This is a genomic window from Clostridium sediminicola (assembly GCF_050402865.1).
Taxonomy (GTDB): Bacteria; Bacillota; Clostridia; order Clostridiales; family Clostridiaceae; genus Clostridium_AF; species Clostridium_AF sediminicola.
In genome coordinates this window covers 156,886-177,382 of the sequence record NZ_BAABMF010000003.1, presented here as the reverse complement: position 1 = coordinate 177,382, position 20,497 = coordinate 156,886, and the positions used below count along the sequence as shown (strand labels likewise).

Sequence of the window (20,497 nt, the reverse complement as noted above, 5' to 3'; positions counted from 1 at the left end):
TATATTCTTTCTGTTGCTAAAATGATTATAAAACATAAATATATAATTAGCATAATGCACTCACTAATGGTGGGTGTTTTTCAATGATTAGATGAACAACGTCAACTGTATATCTATCCAAGGCCATAACTCATTAATGCCTGAGATTTTGTACATGTATAGATTAAGTTTACGTAATATTTATCTTTATATAGGAGGGGAAATGAATGGATGTTATAGATTCTAATTTGGTGTTTATGAGTAATATGAGTTATGGAAATAAGCCGGATAAAATAATACTACATCATGCAGCAAAAGGATATTTAATAAAGAAGAATAGCAGTAAATATGATAGAGTTGTTGTGAAGATTCAGCAGATGTTAACGAAGCTTGGATATGATGTTGGAGAGTGTGGAGTTGATGGGTATTTTGGGGAAGATACTGAGAAAGCTATTAGGGAGTTTCAGAGAGAGGGTGGGATTATGGTTGATGGACTTGTAGGAGAGGTTAGCTGGGGGAAATTGTTTGGGTGAGATTGTGTTAGAAAAATGTTGATTATTTAATGATTAAATAGGACAACTTTGAAATTTGAGTTGTCCTATTGTTGGGTACTATAAGATATTATGAGTTAAGTTTTGTTTTGAGAATTGATAGTATATATGGGGATTTAAATTCATTAGCTAGTATATCCATATAAATTTCGTCATATTTTTGCCCGGCAATTAATTTAGCTTCTCTTAGTTTACCTGCTTCTTTAAATCCTATTTTTTTATAGCAGCTTATTGCTGGATTATTGTATGAATATACTTTAAGATGGATGTTGTTCAAATTAAGTAAGTTAAATCCAAAGTCAAGAAGTAATTCCAATGCTTGTTGACCATAACCATTTCCCCAATAATTTTTAGCTCCAATAAATATTCCTACTTCTCCAGTGCGATTTATATAATCTATGTTTGGAAAACCAACATTTCCGATAACTGCATTGGTTTCATTGTCTATAACCGCAAAATTGAAATCGCTTTTTGCTAACCGCTCTAATGTATTTTTTTCAGATTCTTCATCAATTAACATGGTTGAAAATATCATTCCCATAGCGACTTCCATATCATTTACCCATTCAGTATATTTAACATAATCATTTTTATCAATTGGAGATAGATAAACTTTATCACCAATTAGCTTTTTAAAATACATAGTTAGCCTCCTTATAATCGTTTAAGTATACTTTACAAATACCTATAATATACTAATTTCTGTTTTTAAAATTATACACAATATAGATAATATTATCAATGAAATATCTATAAATAATTTATACAAGAGGTGTGCAGAAACTAAAATAGTTTTGTATATAAGAGTGTAGGAAATATTAAGATCCATTTAATTAACGATGTTTTTTTTGAAAGTAAAATTTGAAGGAAACAATAATGAAATTAATTGTAATGCTAAATTTTCAATCCATAAATGGTAAATTATATAGTGTGTGCTATTATTTGTGATATAATAGTTCGTGGATTACGTCATAATTTAGACTAATTTAAAGTAATTGGTTTAAAGTTAATATTTTAGGTTTAAGTGTATAGTAGTTTTAAAAGAGTATTTTTTTTGAAACTGGACTAGTTATGTTTATAATGGGCAGCTAAAATATTACTAAATGAAGCTATAATTTTAAAATTATAGCTAAAAATTTGTGGTGATATATTTTGGGAATAGATTTTAAATTTTTGACATAATGTGAGAAATGACTGGTACCATAGTGAGACAAACTTGTTTAACTCACTTGCTAATTCAAGGTTGAGTGAATCTCACAATCAAAATTTTAATATTATGTATGAATATATAATCATATAAAGGAGAATATGGTATTGGGTGATAAGTTAATTGTAATAAATAATGTATCAAAAAGCTTTGGTAAAAAAAAAGTTTTAAATGATATTAATATTGTAGTAGAAAAAGGACAGTCAATTGCTTTGCTAGGTCACAATGGAAGTGGAAAGAGTACTTTTCTTAAGATTATATGTGGATTATCAAGAATAAATTCAGGACAAATAAGTTATAGTGCTGATTTAAAATTTAATTATGTTCCTGAACGTTTCCCAAAGATGAATATTACTGCAAAACAATATATAAAACATATGGGATTAATAGACGGATTGTCTCCTCAAGTAATAGAACAAAAAAGCGAAGAATTATTTAGTAAATTTTTTATGAAGGAAATGATAGATATTTCGTTAAAGCATTTATCAAAAGGAACATTACAAAAAGTGAGTGTTATTCAAGCCATTATGACAAAGCCGGACGTTTTATTATTAGACGAACCATTATCTGGGCAAGATATGGAATCACAAAATGTATTTATTGAATTAATAAATGAATTAAATAAACATGGAGTTACAATCATTATGTCTTGCCATGAGAGGTTTTTAGTAAAAAAAATATCTGATGTTGTATATGAAATAAAGAATGGAAAATTAGAATATAAGGAGTTAAGCGAATTATATAAAACAGAATATGATATTTTAAATTTTTTAAAATCAAATGAGCATAAAATTATTAGCTCTGATATAGAGGATATGGTTGAAAAGATAGAAAATTATGATGGAAAAATCAAAATGGTCGTTCAAAGAGAAAAAAGTAATGAATTAATTATAAAAATGATAGAAGAAGGTTATCTATTAAGGGGGATGTACAGTGAATATGCTTAAGAACTTATTAATATATCATTATAAAATTTATATAAAATCGAATAAGTTTATAATCCCTTTTTTAGTATGGCTAATATGGATTTATTCAATTTATTCCACTACTCATGTATCTGTAGTGTCAAACTTTCTTTTATCAATGGGATGTTTGTTTTACTTAATGGTTTGGATAGGGTTAACTTATATGGAAATAGAGGATTCAATATCTGAACAATTATTGATATTAAAGGCTAGAAGTGAAAATATATATTATGTTAGCAAAATTTTATTTCTTGTGTTCATTGGAATGACAATGAGTCTTATTGGAGTTATATTTCCAATAATTAAAAACATAATTGGAAAATCTCAACTTTATAGTACGGATATTACTATAAGTGATTTAGGTATCGCTTTGATTTTCCATTCTTTTGTATCAATATTAGGAGTAACAACAGGAACTTTATTACATCCAAGAATTATGAAGGAAAGAAAAATGGCTATTATGCTAACCGTTGCAATTGCATTAATGAGCATAATAAAAATACCAATGAATATAGAAATACCTTTTACTCGTTTTCTAACATGGATTTTTCCGCCTTTGTTCAATACTTTTGAGTGGTTTACCGGAAAAGAACATTTTATTATTAAAGATGTAGGAGTTGCAATACTTTATATAAGTGTTTATAGTGGTATATTTATTTTTTTTCAGTTGAATTTTCTAAAAAGAAATAAGTTTTAAACATATAGTTTAATCCTAAAGAGTTATCATAAACTGTAAAAAAGAACGTGTATGATAAAAGTAGAAGAAGCATTGATGGATACTATAAAATAGGACTAAATAGGTTTAAAAAATACACTCATTTGATTGAGTGTATTTTTGTGTTCTTGAAGTTTATGAATAGGTTCAAAACGAAATAATACCTGATATTTTGGCCTTGCATAGATTAAGTTTTGTTAATATATATAATACTCGCTAACTAAATTGATTTGGCTATATTTATTTGTTAACCAATTAAGTAGATAATATTGAAGAAATATGCTTGGGAATTATCATATTTTTATACTTAATATGGTATAATTTACATTGGTATCGTCATTATCAAATGGAGAATGTTTACAAAACATTTCCCGTTTAGTAGGAGTAGCAGTTGTGATATGGACATGCTACAAATGTTTAAAATGGCAATTTTAAATAATACTAAATCAATCAAGCTATAATCATAAATAGTGATTATAAGGCAATTGTTTTTTTGATAGATGCTCAAATGTTATTAAAATAAATATTAATTCTGCATATGCTAAAACAGATATGTTAAGTTGGACTGAAGTAGAAGAAGTTTTCATTTATAATGACAATGGAAATAAAATAATTGGAATATATCCATCAAATATGAAAGAAGTTTTAAACAAAATGAGTTTATTAAGAAGAGTTATGTTAGGAAGTCCTAAAATAATAAGTATTCCTAAGAATGCAATTTCCGTGGATATTGATGACTTATATATTGAAATCATGATTCGTATGAATAACAAATAGCAAGCACGAGCAACTACCTATTAATGCTAATAATCTATAGTTGAATTAGTGCAATAATTGGTCAAATTCTAATGCTTTAATAAGAGCTGAAAAATCAACACTTTATTCATTAGTATTGGGAAATTCCATAAATATTTGAGAGTTAACTTGATAATTATAGTTTTAAAGGAGCAAAAATATGAAGAAACAATTACTGATTATAGGAATATTAATATGTTTAGTACTGTTTAGTTGTTATGGTATGAACCAAAAATATGTAAGTAACCTAAATAAACAAATACTACAATTAAAACAAGAAAAAATAGAATTAAATAATCGGTTGAAAGAAATCGAAAGAGAAAATTTGGATTCTAGTATAAGTGAAGAGATAAATTATTTAGATACACTGATAGAGGGAAAAGAAACGTTTACTTCATATGAAAATATTATCAAAAACTTTGGACAACCAAAGAAAGTAAAGAATATTATTAATAAAAATGGTGTGTATATTCATGGACATTTTGCAATTTTAATTTACGATGGCATTGAATTTGTTTTAGGATGTAGTGGAGATTCGGATAATCCGTTTTCTATTAATGAAAAAGATGAAGTCTTTAGAGTAGATATAACAACCAATAATTATAAACTAAATAGGAATTTCCTTAATAATCTAAAAGTTGGTGATTCACCAGAAAAAATAGCTAAATATTATAATAAAAAAATAACAGAAATTAATTATGATAGTCATAGTCACATGGAAGTAGTAGTCAAATCATTACGTAATGATATTGAAACATATCAATACCAGAAAGGAATTTATTTTGAAGGTGAAAATGATAATGGACTCTGTTTAGGAATAGTATTATTAATAGATGATGATAAAATTGCTAGGATAGTTTTGGGATTACCAACTGCTGGATAAGAAAAATCTATGCTTCTAATTATCATAGTTTTGTTCAGTTTAAGATATTACAGATTAAAAGCAAGTTCGTCAGCAAAGTTTTTCGCAAATAGTACCATTGCTAGTTAACAAACATCAAAAAAGTGAATAATTGTTAGTTAGTGCGCTCATAATCAGGAGGGTATTATTTTACTGGTGAGGATAAACAAATTCTTTAGCATTTACTTATCTTGGGATTTGTATAAATAATGAATTACAAGATAATGAAATTTTTATGGAATTATATATATAATTAAGAATAATGTCTGTTTTGAAAATATAATATTTATGATAAATATTAGGAGAAAATTTATATGAAAAAAATAATTTATATTATTTGTATTTTAACTATCTTAGTTGGATGCTATAAAAAAGATGTTTTCACCCTTCCGTCAAAAGAAGAAGTTGAAAAATATTTAATTGAAAACAATATGACACCAATAACATTTAAGAATGAGGATAGTTCAACTCTAGTTTTATATGAAAAAATAAATGTTACAGGTCTTGTTATTTTATCTGTTTATAAAGATAGTGATATACTTAATGCAATAAAAAGTACTAATGTTGAAAGTGGAAATGAAGATCCCATTTCAACTAGCCTTGTTTCATTGGGAAGTGATAATAGGGTTACTATTGGCACGATAATAATTAAAAGTAGTGATATATTACATAAAGCATATAAAGTAAAAATAGAAATAAAAACTAGAAATGGACTCGTTGAAGGAAGTGAATTTTTTAATAATAAAAAAGGTGCTATTATTTATTTTAAAAGAGATGATATGGTTGATGCAAAAATACAGAGATTTATTATTTTCGATAAAGATGGTAAAGAAATATATGTGAGTAACTAATAGAAATCAACTTTGGGAAATACATATTCTCAGAAAATGCATCGGGTGGGATATTGCTAGAAAGAAACTTATATAGTAGGTGAACGTAATGAGTTTTAATATATAGTTATAGGCTTAGTTTTATCTTTTTTTAATAACAAGAAAAAATAGCAATTGCCATTTGAAAGGATAATTTTATGGAAAATAAGATTTTACCAAAAACCAAAAAAATACAAGGTGTTATTTTAATTATAGTTGCTTTCATTTCAATTTATAATACAAATAACAATCCAACTATCTTAATTGAAAGAATATTAAAGCCTATTAAAATAGGAGGGGGAACTTTATTTTATGCAGGGTTAGTCCCTATACTATTAATCTATTATGGACTTAAAAGCATTAATAAAAATGGAGATTATAGACTTTTAAAAACGAGAATAAGAAGAATTATTATAACGTTAATAATTTTGAATATTGGTCTTCATTTATCTACTAATACAGTGAAATTCATAAAAGGGATGTCAAAAGACTTAAATGCAATATATTGTTATCGTGACAATGATTTTAATAGTTTGAGTGTTGGACAAGATCAAGATAATAATTTAATAGTTACTAGTAGTATAGAGTTGGAAAATTGTAGTAATGAATCACAAGAGTTTAATATTGCTATAGTAATACCCGAGAATTTTAAAAAGTTTATACATGAAAATATCCAACTAAAAGATAATGAGTTTCAGACTAGTAAAAAGTTTGTTTTACATGGTAAAGAGAGAAAGACTATTACAGCAGAATTTTTTGTAGAAGAAATGGATGAAGATTTAAGCTTTGTTTCAAGTACATGGCCTTTTGAATTTACTTTATTTAATGATAATCAAAAGGTGCAATTTATCAATAAGGTAAATCAATTTTAGGTTTCATTAAAACTATTATTATCCATATGAGTATAGAAATTAAGGAGAATGAAATGAGTTTACCTGTTTTTAAGCTTGTCTGATTATATTTATAATAGCTCATGGTATTGAGATTAAGAAAAGAATGAAAAATAGTATAGATTATAAATGTGTAAAAGTTTTTATAATTAGGCTCTGTTTTAAAGCAGTGTTGATAATAGAACGTATAAAAGTGGACAGATTAATTTGTCCACTTTACTTCTTAATCCTAATAATTTAAGGTTGTTCATAAATTCTAATTGATAAATTGGAATTTATATATTTCGGCTTATCTTCAAACTGAGCACAATAAAAATCAAAACTAATCAAAAAACTTCCCCTTAAAAAAATTCTCATTGTCAAGTTTCTTTGCCGTCAGCCTGAACATGACGCAGCCATCTGGGCATACAATGTCCTTGCTATATTTACTATTGCCGCCAATGTTCTCTAAATCTCCGCCACTTCTGACCGACTCCATGATTGGGAACATAATCATCATAACCTTGGAACAGATACCCTGTCCATCCGAATTTACGGGACAGCCATAGGTGCAGGTATACTTATCCCCCACTTCCTCGCCGTTTCGGCAGTACCGCTCTGTATGGTCACTGCGAAGAAATCCAGTTACCTCAATTTCAAATTCGTACTCTTCATCATACCATTTTTTCATGATTAACCTCCAATGTCTAATTTATCACGCAGTTTAATAAACAACTCACTCGCATAATAATACGATTGTTCAATACTTTATATTCTTATTATACATAATTTATGGATTATAATTCCAGTAATTATGTAAATAAAATTGAATTTATACTAGCAAGCTCGCTATCAAGTTCTCTCGCAAGAGGGTTTAACCCTAACCGACTTTTGTAGAAATATCAGAAGTTGTCCATGAGCAACTTAGGGCATTATATATCCTTAATATGGTCTCTAGGAGTAAGGAGCTTTTTATAAACTTTGTATAAATAGTGAATATGAAATAATTATTTTAGTTCCTATTATACATATAATGGACAAGTAATAATGTTACTAAATTAGCAACTAAACCTGAGAAATAAATCGATAAGTAGCCAACATAAATGATATATACATCAATTAATCTTACAATGACTAATTTGGTTTTATTTCCACATGGTGGTATTTTGTGGGGATATATGCATTTGTATTTCTTAAGGAATTTGTAAGATTTTCGTAAGTAAAAAGAGAACTCCAATATGTATAATAGAAGTATAAGGATTAAATGAAAGGAGAAATATGGATATTATAAAGAAATTTAATAAAAAAGTAATTGTTTTTATATTGTTGGTATTTGTGTTAACATCTTTTTCATATTATAAGATAATTAGTACCGGTACACTTGAAGGAAATGAACAATATGTATTTATTGCAATGTGGATGCCAGCAATATCAGCATTTATTACAAAAATCATATTTGATAGAAATTTAAAAGGATTAGGGTGGAAAATAGGAAAACTGAAATATCAAGGTATAAGCTATGCTATTCCTTTATTTTCAGGATTAGTAGTATATTCAATAGCATGGATAAGTGGAATTGGAGGACTTGATTTAACTACAATTGGAATCAATAATGTGCCTACGGGTATAACTAAATTTTTACTATTTGCAACTCTAGGGGTCATGGGAAGTGCAATTTCGGCTGTAGGAGAAGAGATAGGATGGAGAGGTTTTCTTGTACCTGAGCTGCTAAAAAAATATTCATATACAAAAACTTCTATAATAGTTGCTGTAATTTGGAACTTATATCATTATCCTTTTTTACTTTTTAGTGATTATAATAATGGAGTATCAATAGGTTTATCATTGGTTGCCTTTACAATATCTATTTTTGCAGTATGTTTTATTACAACATGGTTAAGAATTAAATCCGGAAGTTTATGGACTGGAGTTATAATCCATGCATCTCATAATCTTTTTATTCAAGCAGTATTTGATCCTATAACAATAGATAAAGGATATACAAAGATGTTTACAACAGAATTTGGAATAGGATTAGCTATAGTATATGCAATAATCGCATTCTATTTTTGGAAAAGAAGAGGGCTAGTGTGTTAGCCTCTTTAATTATATATAATTGTTCTTTGCAAAAGCACTTCATATAAATAACCCTCCTATTGATGAAATAATATAAGAAGAATGTATATTACTCCAAATAAGAATAGCCCTCGTTCTATTCAATAGGTAAATTGTGCTGTTTCAAGAAAGAAAGTTTATCCCAGTAACCTCTTTGAAATAAAATCTTATCATTCACTATTTGAAAAAAACCGCACCCCCTCAAACCTAATGGGTCACGCCATTCCAAAATTGCCCACTGCCCATCTTCAAAAATATTTTCAACGATACAAACCATTTTTGCTTGAGAAAACTCTTGTTCAAACATTTTTCTTATAGCATCTTTCCCTGTAACGGGCTCATTGGCAACCTGATGGTTTATTGCATTATCATCATATAATTCTGAAATAATTTCTGTATCTGCATTGTTAAATGCGTCAACCCATTGACAAAGTATTTCTTTTGGCTTCATATAATTCACCTCCTAGTAAATGAAATAATCTTTAATTCACTTCATTATATATTACAATTGTTCATTATTTAAGTCAAGCTTACGCGTGTATCACTATCTAAATATACAATTTTATCTATAATATGTTTATATATACAAATAAATGTGACATTTACCCAACTATTTTGATATAATATTCTTAAGATGGTAAAATTATGTATAAAAATAGAGTATGTGGTGATAAAATGTATAAACTTGAGGAACTTATTGATAGTAATGATATAAAACCTTTAATACAAGACTTTGGCGATATGAACAATACAACAATTATGATTATTGATAGTGAAGGGAAGATTCTATTAAGGTCAAAAAGTAGTGCTTTATGTGAAAAATTTCATGGAGCTAACAAAGATCTTAGTATTAAATGTACAACAGATAAACACTTACTGGTATGTCCCAATAAAGAATTGACAAAATGCCATTTTGGTATGGGAATATTATCAGTACCAATAAAAATTTTCGGTGAAATAATTGGATATATTCAAATGGGGCAATTTTTTACTAGAGAAGCGGATTTAGAATATTATATTAATAAGGCAGAATTATACGGATTTAATACAGAAGAGTATTTAGAGGCATTAAGTCAAATACCTATTATACCCATAGAAAAATTAGGAAGTTATAAAAATTTTCTTGCTAGGGCCAGTTCTACTATAGTAAAGGGAAGTTATAAAGAATTAATAGTAAAAGAACAAGGAGATATTATAAAATCTAGCAACCAATTGCTTGAAAAAGAGATTAATAAAAGAACTATGGAGTTAATTAAAACTAGCTTTATGTATAGAGAGAGCAGAGAGAAATATAGAAGTCTTATAGATTTTCTTCCGGATGTGATATATGTAGTAGTTGACGGTAAGATACAATTTGCAAACGAAGCAGCTCAAAATTTCTTTGGTGTAAGTAAAATAACTGATATGATAGGAGTACATGAAAAAGAATACTTAAAGATTCACCATACTTATGAAGAAAAGATAAAACATGTTATGGAAAAAGTAAATAAAGGACATGATTTACCTTTTGTTGAACTAAAAGTGATAAGAAAAAAGGATAATAAAGCAATAGATGTTAACGTAGGAGTGAGCAAATATACCTATGACGAATTGAATGGATATTTAATTATTATTAGAAAATTTAGCTATAAAAAAGAAGCAGAAGAATTTAGTAGATTATTTGACGAAGCTGTGTCGTATGATAAACTAAAAACAGAATTCTTTTCAAATATATCTCATGAATTTAGAACTCCTTTAAATGTTATTATAAGCGCTTTACAGGTTTTGGAAATGTATTCTGAAGGTGACAATATAAATACTTATATTGATAAAAACAATAAATATAGAAAGATAATGAGACAAAACTGCTATAGACTATTAAAACTAGTGAATAATCTTATTGATATAACGAAAATTGATTCAGGATATATGGACGTAAAATTAGAAAATCAAAACATAGTTAGCTTAGTAGAAGAGATATCTTTTACAGTTAAGGACTATATAGAAAGTAATCAATTGATTTTTAGTTTTAAAAAGGAGATTTCTGAAAGAGTAATAGCATGTGACAGTGAAAAGATTGAAAGAATTTTATTGAACATATTATCTAATGCAGTTAAATTTACACCTTCAGGTGGAAAAATAACTGTGAGCATTACCGAAGAAGCTGATAATGTTTGTATAATTATTAAAGATACAGGAATAGGTATAGCAAAAGAAAAGCAAGAAATAATCTTTGAGAGGTTTAGACAAGTGGATAAATCTTTTGCTAGAACAAACGAAGGTAGTGGTATAGGACTTTCACTTGTAAAATCATTGGTGGAAATTCAAAATGGCAGAATTGAATTGGAAAGTGAATTAGGAAAGGGGAGTGAGTATAAGATATTCTTCCCAATAGTTAAGGACAAGCCTTTAAAATCTACTAAGGTAAATAAACCATTTAATAATAATAGAGTAGAAGTATTTAATATTGAATTTTCCGATATTTATGAGAAGAATTAGAGTAGTATAACACTCACTCTTATATTATATGAAGAAAATTTTATTTAACATTAGGGTTCCTAGTGAGGAGGACAAGGTGACGAACTTGTTTAAGAGTCTTTTGAATTAAAACAAAATAAGAGCTAGCAATGATAAGGGGATTCGTTAAAATGACAATCAGTAAAAGAGATAAAAGAACAATAATATTTATACTAATACTTATTATATTTGGTATCGTAACATTAAACTTTATTTCAAACTTAGATAAAGATGAAATAAATGTCGTTGAAGGTATTGATGATACTGAAAATAGCGAATTATATATAATACGTAAATATGAGGATAATAAATATGATAGAAATAATGTCATTTATGGTTTTATGGATAAAAATGGACAAACAGTAATAGAACCAAAATATAAAGCAGTTACTCCATTCTATGAGGGAATAGCTTGTGTAAAAGATATTAATGATTATGAATATTTGATTGATAAAAATGATAATAAAATATGTGATATTGATGGATTCTATACTGGAACTTATGATGGTTTGTGGCATATACAAAAGGAGAATAAAAACGGTTGTATAGATAAAAATGGTGAATGGATTATAGAACCGAAATTTAATAATAGGTTAGATTTTTCCGAAGAGTTAGCGGCAGCAGAATTAAATAATAAATGGGGATACATAGATAGATTTGGGGAATGGGTTATAGAGCCTAAATTTGATAGTGGATTTGAATTTGCTGAAAACTTATCTGCAGTAGAAATTAAGGGAAAATGGGGATACATAGATAAAAATAGAGATTGGGCTATAGAACCGAAATTTGATAAAGCGTTTGGTTTTTCAGAAGGTATAGCTCATGTAGAATTAGATGGGAAAAGAGGGTATATAGATAATAAAGGAGAATGGGTTATTAACCCCCAATCTATGCCTATGCGAGAATTTAAAAATGGATACGCTCAAATATATGAAAACAATAAGGTAGGAATTATTAATTCAAAAGGAGAGGTTATTGTAGAGACTAAATATGATGATATATATATTTCTGCAGAAGATAATGGGTGGTTTATTTTTAAACAAAATGATTTATATGGAGTTTTTAGTGTTACAGGAGAAGAGGTTATAAAACCTATTTACGAGATGTGTTATAGGATGGACAAAACTATAATATTAAAGGATAGAGATACTATTTATTTTTTTGATGAAAATTTGAATGTAAAAAATGAACATAAAATAGGTATTGGCCTAATATTTGAATATAACCAAGATAAGGATGTAATAAATTTAATTACAGAAGTTAAACAGTTTTATTTCAATAGTGATGGTCAATTATTAAGGGAAGGGGACATTTTATAGAAATGTATGAAAAAATTTTGGCATTTCACGATTTATCAAGGAAATATTTTATCGATATACAGGAAAATTTTAAAAATGAGCTCACAAAGTTATGGAAAATAATTGAGGAAAGCCATAATGAAACAGATAATAATATAAATAAAGAAATTGAGATATATGAGGATTTTAATAAAAAACATCCTTATTGGATTATTAGAAAAGATATAGTACGTGTTATTTTAAATAGCATAGAAAGTATATTTCCAGAAGATTTTCATTCATTAGACGAAATAAAGAAATCAATAATGTTGGCATGTGAAACAGCTAATATAAGTGAAAGAATTTATTATAGTGATATATCCAATGAATTGAGAATTGAAATTTGTAATAAAGAAAAACAAAAATTTTTTAACTATATTGAAAACAGTGATGAAATATGCCTAAAAAATTTAGAATTAATATTTTCTAGAAGGGTAATATCAAAAGAAAAAATAAATGGAGTGAAGCATAAAATAGATTTAAAAAGAGATAATCTAACATTAAAAAACATAAATATTATATGTTTTGATAAAGAGGATTTTTTAGAGGAAATTAAAACTAATAATTTACTTGAAATCTTTAGTCGTAATAAAATTGAAAAGATATATGAAATAAATAATGGAGGTATAGATTCAGCATCATACTACATGGATATATTAGCAATGGATATATCTAGAGTAGGGTTATTTTTTGCAGATGGATTTAATAAATATTGGTGTTCAGATGAAATGGACTGGATGATAGAAGAAAATCATGAAGGATATTATTTTGTTTATGGTGAATGGTTAATTAAAGAAATAAAAAAAATATGGCCAACTTGGGAAGAGAGAGTGGTTGAATTTTCATGATATTTATACATAAATATAAAAAGATAGGAACTAAGAGAGATAAGGCTAAAAGGAAAAATTGGATTAGTTTGTTAGTAATCTTGATATTTATTGGGTTTATATTAATTTTCAAAGCAGGATTTAGAATAAGTCCGCTTGCAGCTTCTAGAGTGAGTGGTTTCATCCAAAAAGAGTTTGAATTATTAGATGAAATAGATTTAGATTGGGCATATATTCATTTTTATTATGATGAAGATAATGACATGTATTATACCACAATCTCAGAAAAAAAGTTTTTTATGTATGTTAGTCATTTGTATGTAAGGCTTTATGGAAATAAAAATGATCCAATTAAAACAATAGGAAGTATGTTTTACAGTAATGGAAAGGGAAAAACAGTTAATTTATTTATGGTTAAATCTGATGATGAGAATATAGATTCAATTATTATTAGGCAAGAATCTAAAATAATTGAAAGAAAAATCCAGGTTGATAATCCTGAAATAATAGTAATAGATAATTCTATAAACTGGGATTTAGTTGATGTAGTTGCAGTAGATAAGTTTGGAAAAGAGAAATACTATTATGGAGTTCCAAAAGGTACAGGTTTTTTAAATGGAAAAGATATTAAATGGCATAAAGTTAAAGTGTTATCAAATGATCAATAGTTAGATTATGAGGTTAGACAGCAATTAATAAATGGATACTATTTAATAGCAAACTTACTCTAAGACAATAACTAATATAAAAAAGAGAGGATAAAGACTATGGAATATGAAATTATAACCTTTGGACCTCTTTGCGTAGAGTCTAAATGGCAAGGATGTGGAGTTGGTGAGCTGTTACTAAGAGAAACGATGAACTTAGCTGTAAATAAAGGGTATAAAGGTATTGTAATTTTTGGAGAACCAGATTATTATCCTAGAATAGGATTTAAAACATGTGATGATTTTAATATTACAACTGCTGATGGTAAAAACTTTGCTGCATTTATGGGAATTGAATTAGCAGAAAATAGCATGAAAGGAATAAAAGGAAAATTCTATGAAGCAGAAGTTTTTGAAAATCTTCCAAAGGAAGAAGTAGAAGAATATAATAAAAAATTTCCACAACTACAAAAATTAAGATTTCCAGGACAATGGGATTAATTGTACAAAAGAATGAGCGAGAATACTGAAATTGGGGGATTTAGTATGAAGAAAGAAGCAGAAGTTAAATATTATAAAATTGGAAAGATATCTAAGATTTGCAATATACCTATCAGAACTTTACATCATTATGATGATATTGGTTTATTAAAACCAGCAAAAGTTGATTCCATAAATAATTATCGTTACTATTCTCATGAACAATTACTTGAGATAAATACCATTAAATATTTTAAGGTGGCTGGTTTCTCGCTTAACCAAATTAAAAAGCTTCTAGAAAGAAATGATTTGGAATATAGTCAGCAAATGATTAAATGTAAAAGCCAAGAAATTGAAACAAATATATTGAAACTCACATCATTAAAGAATAAACTAAACCTTTATCTTCAGAAGATGACAAGTAATGACCAAAACTTGACTAATTCTATTGATATTCATGTAAAAGACATTCCTGTTTCATATGTTGCATATTCAAGATATACTGGATTATGCAACCAAGATGAATTTTATTTAAGATTTACAAAGTTAAATAATATAGTAGAAAAGAATGGTTTTCAAATGGCTGGTACAATGATGGCTATTTATTATGATGATTATAGAAATTTTGATTACACTCAAGCAGATATAGAAGTGTGTGTTAAAGTTGGTGAGAATAGAGAACATGATAATGCTGTCAGGAAGTTTGGAGGTTTTCTTGGCGCAGTAGCTTATCATTATGGAAGTTATCAAACAATGAGTCAAACCTATAAGAAAATGTTAGATTGGCTAGAGAAGAATAACTTAGTTTTTGTAGGAGAAGCTGTTGAAAATTATATTATTGATGCTATAACTACTAGTTGTGAGGATGAGTACATAACTGAAGTAATATTACCGGTAAAAAAGATATATTAATTTCTTGACTCTACAGTATCTGTAGAGTTTATAATTTTATTATGAAATATTTTGAGGAGGAGATATAAATGAATGCTATAAAAATTACTTTAGGAGTGCTTTTATTAATTATAGTAGCAATAGTTTTATTTTTAAATTATGTTGGGTTCTTTTCTAAAATTGTTGTTGAAGAAAAAGAAATGGGACCATACGTTTTAGTATACGATGACCATAAAGGAGACTATAAGGGAACACGAAAGATACAAGACAATATTTACGATTCGCTTTTAAATGAATATGGCATTGAAACTTTTAAGGGCTTTGGAGTGTATTATGATGATCCCAAAAAGGTTTCCAGGGAAGAATTAAGAAGTATAGCTGGTTGCATTTTGGAGAAATCGGATTATAATAACATTGAAAAACTGAAAGAAAATAATTTTAAAGTTACAGAAACACCAAAACAAAAATCTATAGTTGTAGAGTTTCCATTTAAAAATGCGTTTTCAGTTTTTGTTGGGATTATGAAGGTTTATCCTGAAATTAATAAGTATGTAGAAAAGAATGGGTTAAAACAGAAGGAAATAATGGAAGTTTATGATGTTCCAGCTAAAAAGATTATTTATATAATGAACTAGTCTTTTCTATTATTAAATCTTGTAAATATGGGTATAATATTACTAAAATAAATCTAGTGGTGGTAATAATCTATGAAAAAAGTTTTAATTACAGGTTCTGGTACAGGTCTTGGAAAAGATGCAGCTATTGCATTGAGTTCTAGAGGGCATTATGTATATGCAACTACTCACTCAATAGAGCAAGCAGATTTGTTAAATAAAATAGCAAAGGATAACCATCTTCCACTTAAAAGTTTTAAGTTGGATATTTTATCTGCTAATGATAGATCTTTAGTTGATGATTTATCTATAGATGTATTGATAAATAATGCAGCCATTGGAGACTCGGGTTCTGTAAGTGAAATAGATGTTGATAGATATAGACAAACCTTTGAAACTAATGTATTTTCAAGTATTGAATTAACAAAAAGAGTTCTTAAGGATATGATAAAAAAAGGCTCTGGTCGTATTGTTTTTGTATCATCATTAGGTGGAAGAGTGACTATACCCTTTTTATCACCTTATACAGCTACAAAATTTGCTATTGAAGCAATTGCTACATCTTTAAAGCAAGAACTAAAGGAGTTAAAATCTACTGAAATAGATGTATCTATAATAGAACCTGGGGCTTATGCCACTGGATTTAATCAAAAGAATATAGCAAAACAATTTACTTGGATGAAGAAAAGTTCTTATTTTAAGCAAAATATTCATTCACTCCAAAAAAAGCAATATAGATACTTTAAATTAACTGAAGTAAAAAACACTAAATCCATTGTTAATGAATATATAAAAGCGGTTGAAGATGTTAAAGTTAAAGATAGATATGTTGCCCCTTGCCTTCACGGTACATTTATTCAAATTAAAAGGATTTTTGGTAAATAAGCAAGGTGTGCTGTCATAGATGCAATACATTTGCTCATACATAATAGGAAAACCCCGAAATTCTATTCAAAAGAATTTCGGGTTTTTATAGTGAAATTAAAATTATTAACCACAAAATTTTTAATTTGAATTCTTTTTACAATCTTATTAGTAAAGGTCCCTGTACAATTAAAATAAGTGATGTTTTCATATGAATGATCTGTACCGCCTTCATAAGGACCAAAGTGACCGCTTTTTGATAGAATATTTTTTGCTATGTGACCTATACCTGACAATGATAATCCTTTATCAATTTTAGCATTTAAAAATGTGAAATTCATGCAATTACCATGTGTGTCAAGGGAGTGCGATTGAGAATGGTCTATAAATAATCTATCCGCTATTAGGTCCATAGGATTTGCATAACCTGTACCACCACCAGCAATGCCGTGCCTGCAATTAGTAGTGTGAATGTTGTAAAGATTCACATGTTTACTGCCATCGATAATAACTACACCATAGTTTAATCCTAATTTTTTAGATCCTCCAGCTATATAACAATTTTCTACTAGAACATTTCTGCTTTTAGAAATTTTTATACCAGAATCATTTGTATTTATAGATTCAATGTTTTTAACATAAGCTCTATCACAATATTGTATCAATACAGAGACTCCATATGATTTTGAATCTTTATTTCTGCCAATAGTTAAATCACTGATACCAATGTTTTTTGTTGGTGTAAAGGCTTCGGTACCTTTGCTATTAATATGCGGAAAATCTAAGTGGCAGGCTTCTGAAAATGTTAATTGTGTAGGTGCTGTTTCTACGATTTTCATTATTTCACCTTTTGTATAGTAATCACGAATAGAAACCCCATTATCCCATTCTTCAGTAAATCTGTTTGTAGAGCGGTAAGTAATGTGGTCACCTTCATGCAAATCATTATTAATGATATTTTTGGTATCACCAATAAGTAAGTTATTAGTTTGTGTAAGTACTTTTAGTGCAGGTTTAGGGGTAGTAAATGGAATTACAGATTTATTTAATCCTAAATCAATAATTGTCCTACCTATTCCACTTCCCATCACAAAAACATTTTCTTTCAGGGTTACACTTCCATCAAAATATAGAGTGGTAGGTGGTAAAAATAATGTTCCTTTGGATATGCTATCTATTGCTCTTTGTACTCGGGGATTGTCTACAGTTTCCACTCCTAGTTTGGGAAATTTATCTAAAGTAACAATGGGAGTTGTTTTTAGAATCTTTCTTTTACTCATTTAAAATTCTCCTTAAAGTATAAATTAATATTTTTTACCTATATAGTATTCTATTCATACTTCGTGGAGTAATTGCAAAATCTTAATTAAGTTCTAGTATACTGATTTTTATCGCCTTTATTGAGCATATTATGTTGACAGCAAAGTTAGACTTTACAATTAATAATATTATAGAAATAACTTTAGAGTATTTAAAATATTTAATAAATAACCCGTTTGAACAGATATTTGTATTAATTGGTGCCGTTATATGCTTTGGAATGGGAGCATTTTAAGTTTACAATGATTTTTTTACTGTTTTAGTAGATTCTATGGACAAGTATTGGGTAAAGTTGCTGACAGAATATATAATTAGTCCCAACCATATGAATCCAAAGCTTATCCCATGTTGTAAAGTAAACGCTTCGCCATATAAAAGTACACCAATGGTGAGCATAAGTGTTGGTTCAATATATTGTAAGAAACCAACAGCTGATAAGGGAATCCTTTTTGCTCCTTCAGAAAAAAGATATAATGGAACAATGGTAACAACACCGGCCAATAGAATAAAAATCCACTCATACAAACTGGAGGATAATACCCATTGTCCTCTTTCATCGCCAAAAGCTAAGGCAAATATCATAAAGGGTAGTAAAAATATTATCTCAGCTAGTAAGCTATTTAATGAATCTAATTGATATAACTTTTTCAATAGACCATATAAAGCAAAACTAAAAGCCAATAATAGTGATATCCATGGAAATTGTCCATGACTGATGGCCATATATAAAACACCAATGAGAGCTAAAAATATAGCAAAGTATTGAATTTTTGATAATTTTTCTTTCAGTATAAAAATCCCTAAAAACACACTGACTAGAGGATTAATATAATAACCAAGACTAGCTTGTACAACGTACCCTGAATTTACTGCATAAATAAACACTCCCCAATTAATTGCTATAAAAAATGATGATAACAATAACTGAAGGCGTGTCTTCTTATTCTTTAAATAATCGATAAAATGAATATTTTTAGTAATGTAAACAATGGCTATGAATGAAACAGTTGCCATAATAATTCTTATAGCCAATAATTCTACAGAGCTTAAAATCGACAATTGTTTCCAATAAATCGGCAATATACCCCATATTAAATAAGAAGTGAACACATAAATATATCCAGATAATTTTTTTTTGTCCATTTAATATTGTACCTCCTTTTAGCAGTTAAAGACATTATAGCTAGACCTTCTGGGCTTTTATACCATTATGAAGTAGAGTGATAGTTTGTAATAGAGAATTGTCTATTGTTTCCAATCCCTGTTTAGGTATAGAAAAAAGAAGAACTTTTAAATAAAGTCCTTCTTTTTAAACTTGATCTAAAGTACGTTTTAAGAATTCTTTAGTACGTTCTTGAGTTGGATTGTTAAAGATTGTGTTGGCATCGCCTTCTTCAGCGATAACCCCTTTATCCATAAATACTACACGATCAGCAACTTCTTTAGCAAATTCCATTTCATGAGTTACTATTAACATAGTAAGTCCTAATTCTGCAAGTTCCTTCATAACTTTAAGAACTTCTCCTACCATTTCAGGGTCAAGAGCTGATGTTGGCTCATCAAACAACATAACATCCGGCTCCATAGAAAGTGCTCTAGCAATAGCTACACGTTGTTTTTGACCACCAGATAATTGTTTTGGTTTTGCATTAACAAATTGCTCCATTCCAACGACTCTTAAATATTTCATTGCTACTTTTTCCGCTTCTTCTTTAGAACGTTTCAAAACTTTTATTTGTCCTACTATGCAATTATTTAAAACATTGTGATTATTAAATAAGTTAAATTGTTGAAATACCATACCTAGCTTTGTACGATATTCATATATATTATGGTTATCATCTAAAATATTTTCACCATGATAGATGATTTGACCACCATTTGGCTTTTCCAAAAGATTAACACAACGAAGAAGGGTTGATTTACCAGAGCCAGAAGAACCAATGATACAAACCACTTCTCCCTTATTTACTGAAAAATCAATATCCTTTAATACTTCATGAGTTCCAAAGGATTTACTTAAATGTTGAATATCAATCACTTTTTCCATATTTT

At 28.0% G+C, this 20,497-nt stretch carries 23 protein-coding genes; 17 read left to right on the top strand and 6 right to left on the bottom strand.

What is annotated here, in order from left to right:
* Positions 1–206 precede the first annotated feature (206 nt).
* Positions 207–512 carry a peptidoglycan-binding domain-containing protein gene (locus ACQ3F0_RS07590; protein ID WP_428864566.1) on the top strand — a complete coding sequence of 102 codons (306 nt, stop codon included), beginning with the start codon at positions 207–209 and terminating at the stop codon, positions 510–512.
* Positions 513–600: 88 nt separating this feature from the next.
* On the opposite strand, the gene ACQ3F0_RS07585 is transcribed toward ACQ3F0_RS07590, so the two are convergent.
* A complete protein-coding gene (locus tag ACQ3F0_RS07585) occupies positions 601–1,173 on the bottom strand; it encodes a GNAT family N-acetyltransferase (protein WP_428864565.1) in 573 nt (190 codons plus the stop codon).
* A 671-nt stretch (positions 1,174–1,844) separates the two neighbouring features.
* Here ACQ3F0_RS07585 and ACQ3F0_RS07580 point away from each other — a divergent pair.
* The 6 genes from ACQ3F0_RS07580 to ACQ3F0_RS07555 all read left to right on the top strand — a co-directional run bounded on the left by ACQ3F0_RS07580 (position 1,845) and on the right by ACQ3F0_RS07555 (position 6,854).
* Complete coding sequence (locus ACQ3F0_RS07580) at positions 1,845–2,684, top strand: ATP-binding cassette domain-containing protein (protein ID WP_428864563.1); 840 nt, start codon at positions 1,845–1,847, stop codon at positions 2,682–2,684.
* A complete protein-coding gene (locus ACQ3F0_RS07575; RefSeq protein ID WP_428864562.1) occupies positions 2,671–3,399 on the top strand; it encodes a hypothetical protein in 729 nt (242 codons plus the stop codon). Before ACQ3F0_RS07580 ends, ACQ3F0_RS07575 begins: the two co-directional genes overlap by 14 nt.
* Before the next feature lie 570 nt (positions 3,400–3,969).
* On the top strand, positions 3,970–4,194 hold the full coding sequence (locus tag ACQ3F0_RS07570) for a hypothetical protein (RefSeq protein WP_428864561.1): 225 nt from the start codon (positions 3,970–3,972) through the stop codon (positions 4,192–4,194).
* Between the two features lie 178 nt (positions 4,195–4,372).
* Complete coding sequence (locus ACQ3F0_RS07565; protein WP_428864560.1) at positions 4,373–5,095, top strand: hypothetical protein; 723 nt, start codon at positions 4,373–4,375, stop codon at positions 5,093–5,095.
* 332 nt (positions 5,096–5,427) lie between these two features.
* Positions 5,428–5,964, top strand: a complete 537-nt coding sequence (locus ACQ3F0_RS07560) for a hypothetical protein (protein ID WP_428864559.1) — start codon at positions 5,428–5,430, stop codon at positions 5,962–5,964.
* A 176-nt stretch (positions 5,965–6,140) separates the two neighbouring features.
* Positions 6,141–6,854 (top strand): hypothetical protein, encoded by a 714-nt coding sequence (locus ACQ3F0_RS07555; protein WP_428864558.1) that lies wholly within the window; start codon positions 6,141–6,143, stop codon positions 6,852–6,854.
* A 340-nt stretch (positions 6,855–7,194) separates the two neighbouring features.
* On the opposite strand, the gene ACQ3F0_RS07550 is transcribed toward ACQ3F0_RS07555, so the two are convergent.
* Positions 7,195–7,542: a TIGR04076 family protein gene (locus tag ACQ3F0_RS07550; protein ID WP_428864557.1), complete on the bottom strand. Its 348-nt coding sequence runs from the start codon at positions 7,540–7,542 to the stop codon at positions 7,195–7,197.
* Between the two features lie 587 nt (positions 7,543–8,129).
* Here ACQ3F0_RS07550 and ACQ3F0_RS07545 point away from each other — a divergent pair.
* Entirely contained in the window at positions 8,130–8,948 is an 819-nt protein-coding gene (locus ACQ3F0_RS07545; protein WP_428864556.1) for a CPBP family intramembrane glutamic endopeptidase, read from the top strand.
* Between the two features lie 115 nt (positions 8,949–9,063).
* Here the strand turns inward: ACQ3F0_RS07545 and ACQ3F0_RS07540 are convergent, their stop codons facing one another.
* A complete protein-coding gene (locus tag ACQ3F0_RS07540; protein WP_428864554.1) occupies positions 9,064–9,417 on the bottom strand; it encodes a nuclear transport factor 2 family protein in 354 nt (117 codons plus the stop codon).
* A 194-nt stretch (positions 9,418–9,611) separates the two neighbouring features.
* On the opposite strand from ACQ3F0_RS07540, the gene ACQ3F0_RS07535 reads away from it, so the two are divergent.
* The 8 genes from ACQ3F0_RS07535 to ACQ3F0_RS07500 all read left to right on the top strand — a co-directional run bounded on the left by ACQ3F0_RS07535 (position 9,612) and on the right by ACQ3F0_RS07500 (position 17,143).
* Positions 9,612–11,444 carry a PocR ligand-binding domain-containing protein gene (locus ACQ3F0_RS07535; RefSeq protein ID WP_428864552.1) on the top strand — a complete coding sequence of 611 codons (1,833 nt, stop codon included), beginning with the start codon at positions 9,612–9,614 and terminating at the stop codon, positions 11,442–11,444.
* A gap of 149 nt (positions 11,445–11,593) precedes the next feature.
* Positions 11,594–12,781, top strand: a complete 1,188-nt coding sequence (locus tag ACQ3F0_RS07530) for a WG repeat-containing protein (protein ID WP_428864550.1) — start codon at positions 11,594–11,596, stop codon at positions 12,779–12,781.
* A gap of 2 nt (positions 12,782–12,783) precedes the next feature.
* The gene (locus tag ACQ3F0_RS07525) at positions 12,784–13,647 is read left to right on the top strand and encodes a hypothetical protein (protein ID WP_428864548.1); all 864 of its coding nucleotides are present in this window, start codon (positions 12,784–12,786) and stop codon (positions 13,645–13,647) included.
* Positions 13,644–14,294, top strand: coding sequence for a hypothetical protein (locus ACQ3F0_RS07520; RefSeq protein ID WP_428864547.1), 651 nt, complete (start codon positions 13,644–13,646; stop codon positions 14,292–14,294). Before ACQ3F0_RS07525 ends, ACQ3F0_RS07520 begins: the two co-directional genes overlap by 4 nt.
* Before the next feature lie 99 nt (positions 14,295–14,393).
* Complete coding sequence (locus tag ACQ3F0_RS07515; protein ID WP_428864546.1) at positions 14,394–14,774, top strand: GNAT family N-acetyltransferase; 381 nt, start codon at positions 14,394–14,396, stop codon at positions 14,772–14,774.
* A 45-nt stretch (positions 14,775–14,819) separates the two neighbouring features.
* Positions 14,820–15,665 (top strand): MerR family transcriptional regulator, encoded by an 846-nt coding sequence (locus tag ACQ3F0_RS07510; RefSeq protein ID WP_428864545.1) that lies wholly within the window; start codon positions 14,820–14,822, stop codon positions 15,663–15,665.
* Positions 15,666–15,733: 68 nt separating this feature from the next.
* Positions 15,734–16,279 carry a GyrI-like domain-containing protein gene (locus tag ACQ3F0_RS07505; protein ID WP_428864544.1) on the top strand — a complete coding sequence of 182 codons (546 nt, stop codon included), beginning with the start codon at positions 15,734–15,736 and terminating at the stop codon, positions 16,277–16,279.
* A 72-nt stretch (positions 16,280–16,351) separates the two neighbouring features.
* Positions 16,352–17,143 carry an SDR family NAD(P)-dependent oxidoreductase gene (locus ACQ3F0_RS07500; protein ID WP_428864543.1) on the top strand — a complete coding sequence of 264 codons (792 nt, stop codon included), beginning with the start codon at positions 16,352–16,354 and terminating at the stop codon, positions 17,141–17,143.
* Positions 17,144–17,205: 62 nt separating this feature from the next.
* On the opposite strand, the gene ACQ3F0_RS07495 is transcribed toward ACQ3F0_RS07500, so the two are convergent.
* On the bottom strand, positions 17,206–18,402 hold the full coding sequence (locus ACQ3F0_RS07495) for a hypothetical protein (protein WP_428864542.1): 1,197 nt from the start codon (positions 18,400–18,402) through the stop codon (positions 17,206–17,208).
* Between the two features lie 131 nt (positions 18,403–18,533).
* Between ACQ3F0_RS07495 and ACQ3F0_RS07490 the strand changes: the two genes are divergently transcribed.
* On the top strand, positions 18,534–18,677 hold the full coding sequence (locus ACQ3F0_RS07490) for a hypothetical protein (RefSeq protein WP_428864541.1): 144 nt from the start codon (positions 18,534–18,536) through the stop codon (positions 18,675–18,677).
* Between the two features lie 2 nt (positions 18,678–18,679).
* Here ACQ3F0_RS07490 and rarD read toward each other — a convergent pair whose 3' ends face one another.
* Positions 18,680–19,585: an EamA family transporter RarD gene (rarD, locus tag ACQ3F0_RS07485; protein WP_428864540.1), complete on the bottom strand. Its 906-nt coding sequence runs from the start codon at positions 19,583–19,585 to the stop codon at positions 18,680–18,682.
* Positions 19,586–19,751: 166 nt separating this feature from the next.
* Positions 19,752–20,492: an amino acid ABC transporter ATP-binding protein gene (locus ACQ3F0_RS07480; RefSeq protein WP_428864539.1), complete on the bottom strand. Its 741-nt coding sequence runs from the start codon at positions 20,490–20,492 to the stop codon at positions 19,752–19,754.
* Between the last annotated feature and the right edge of the window lie 5 nt (positions 20,493–20,497).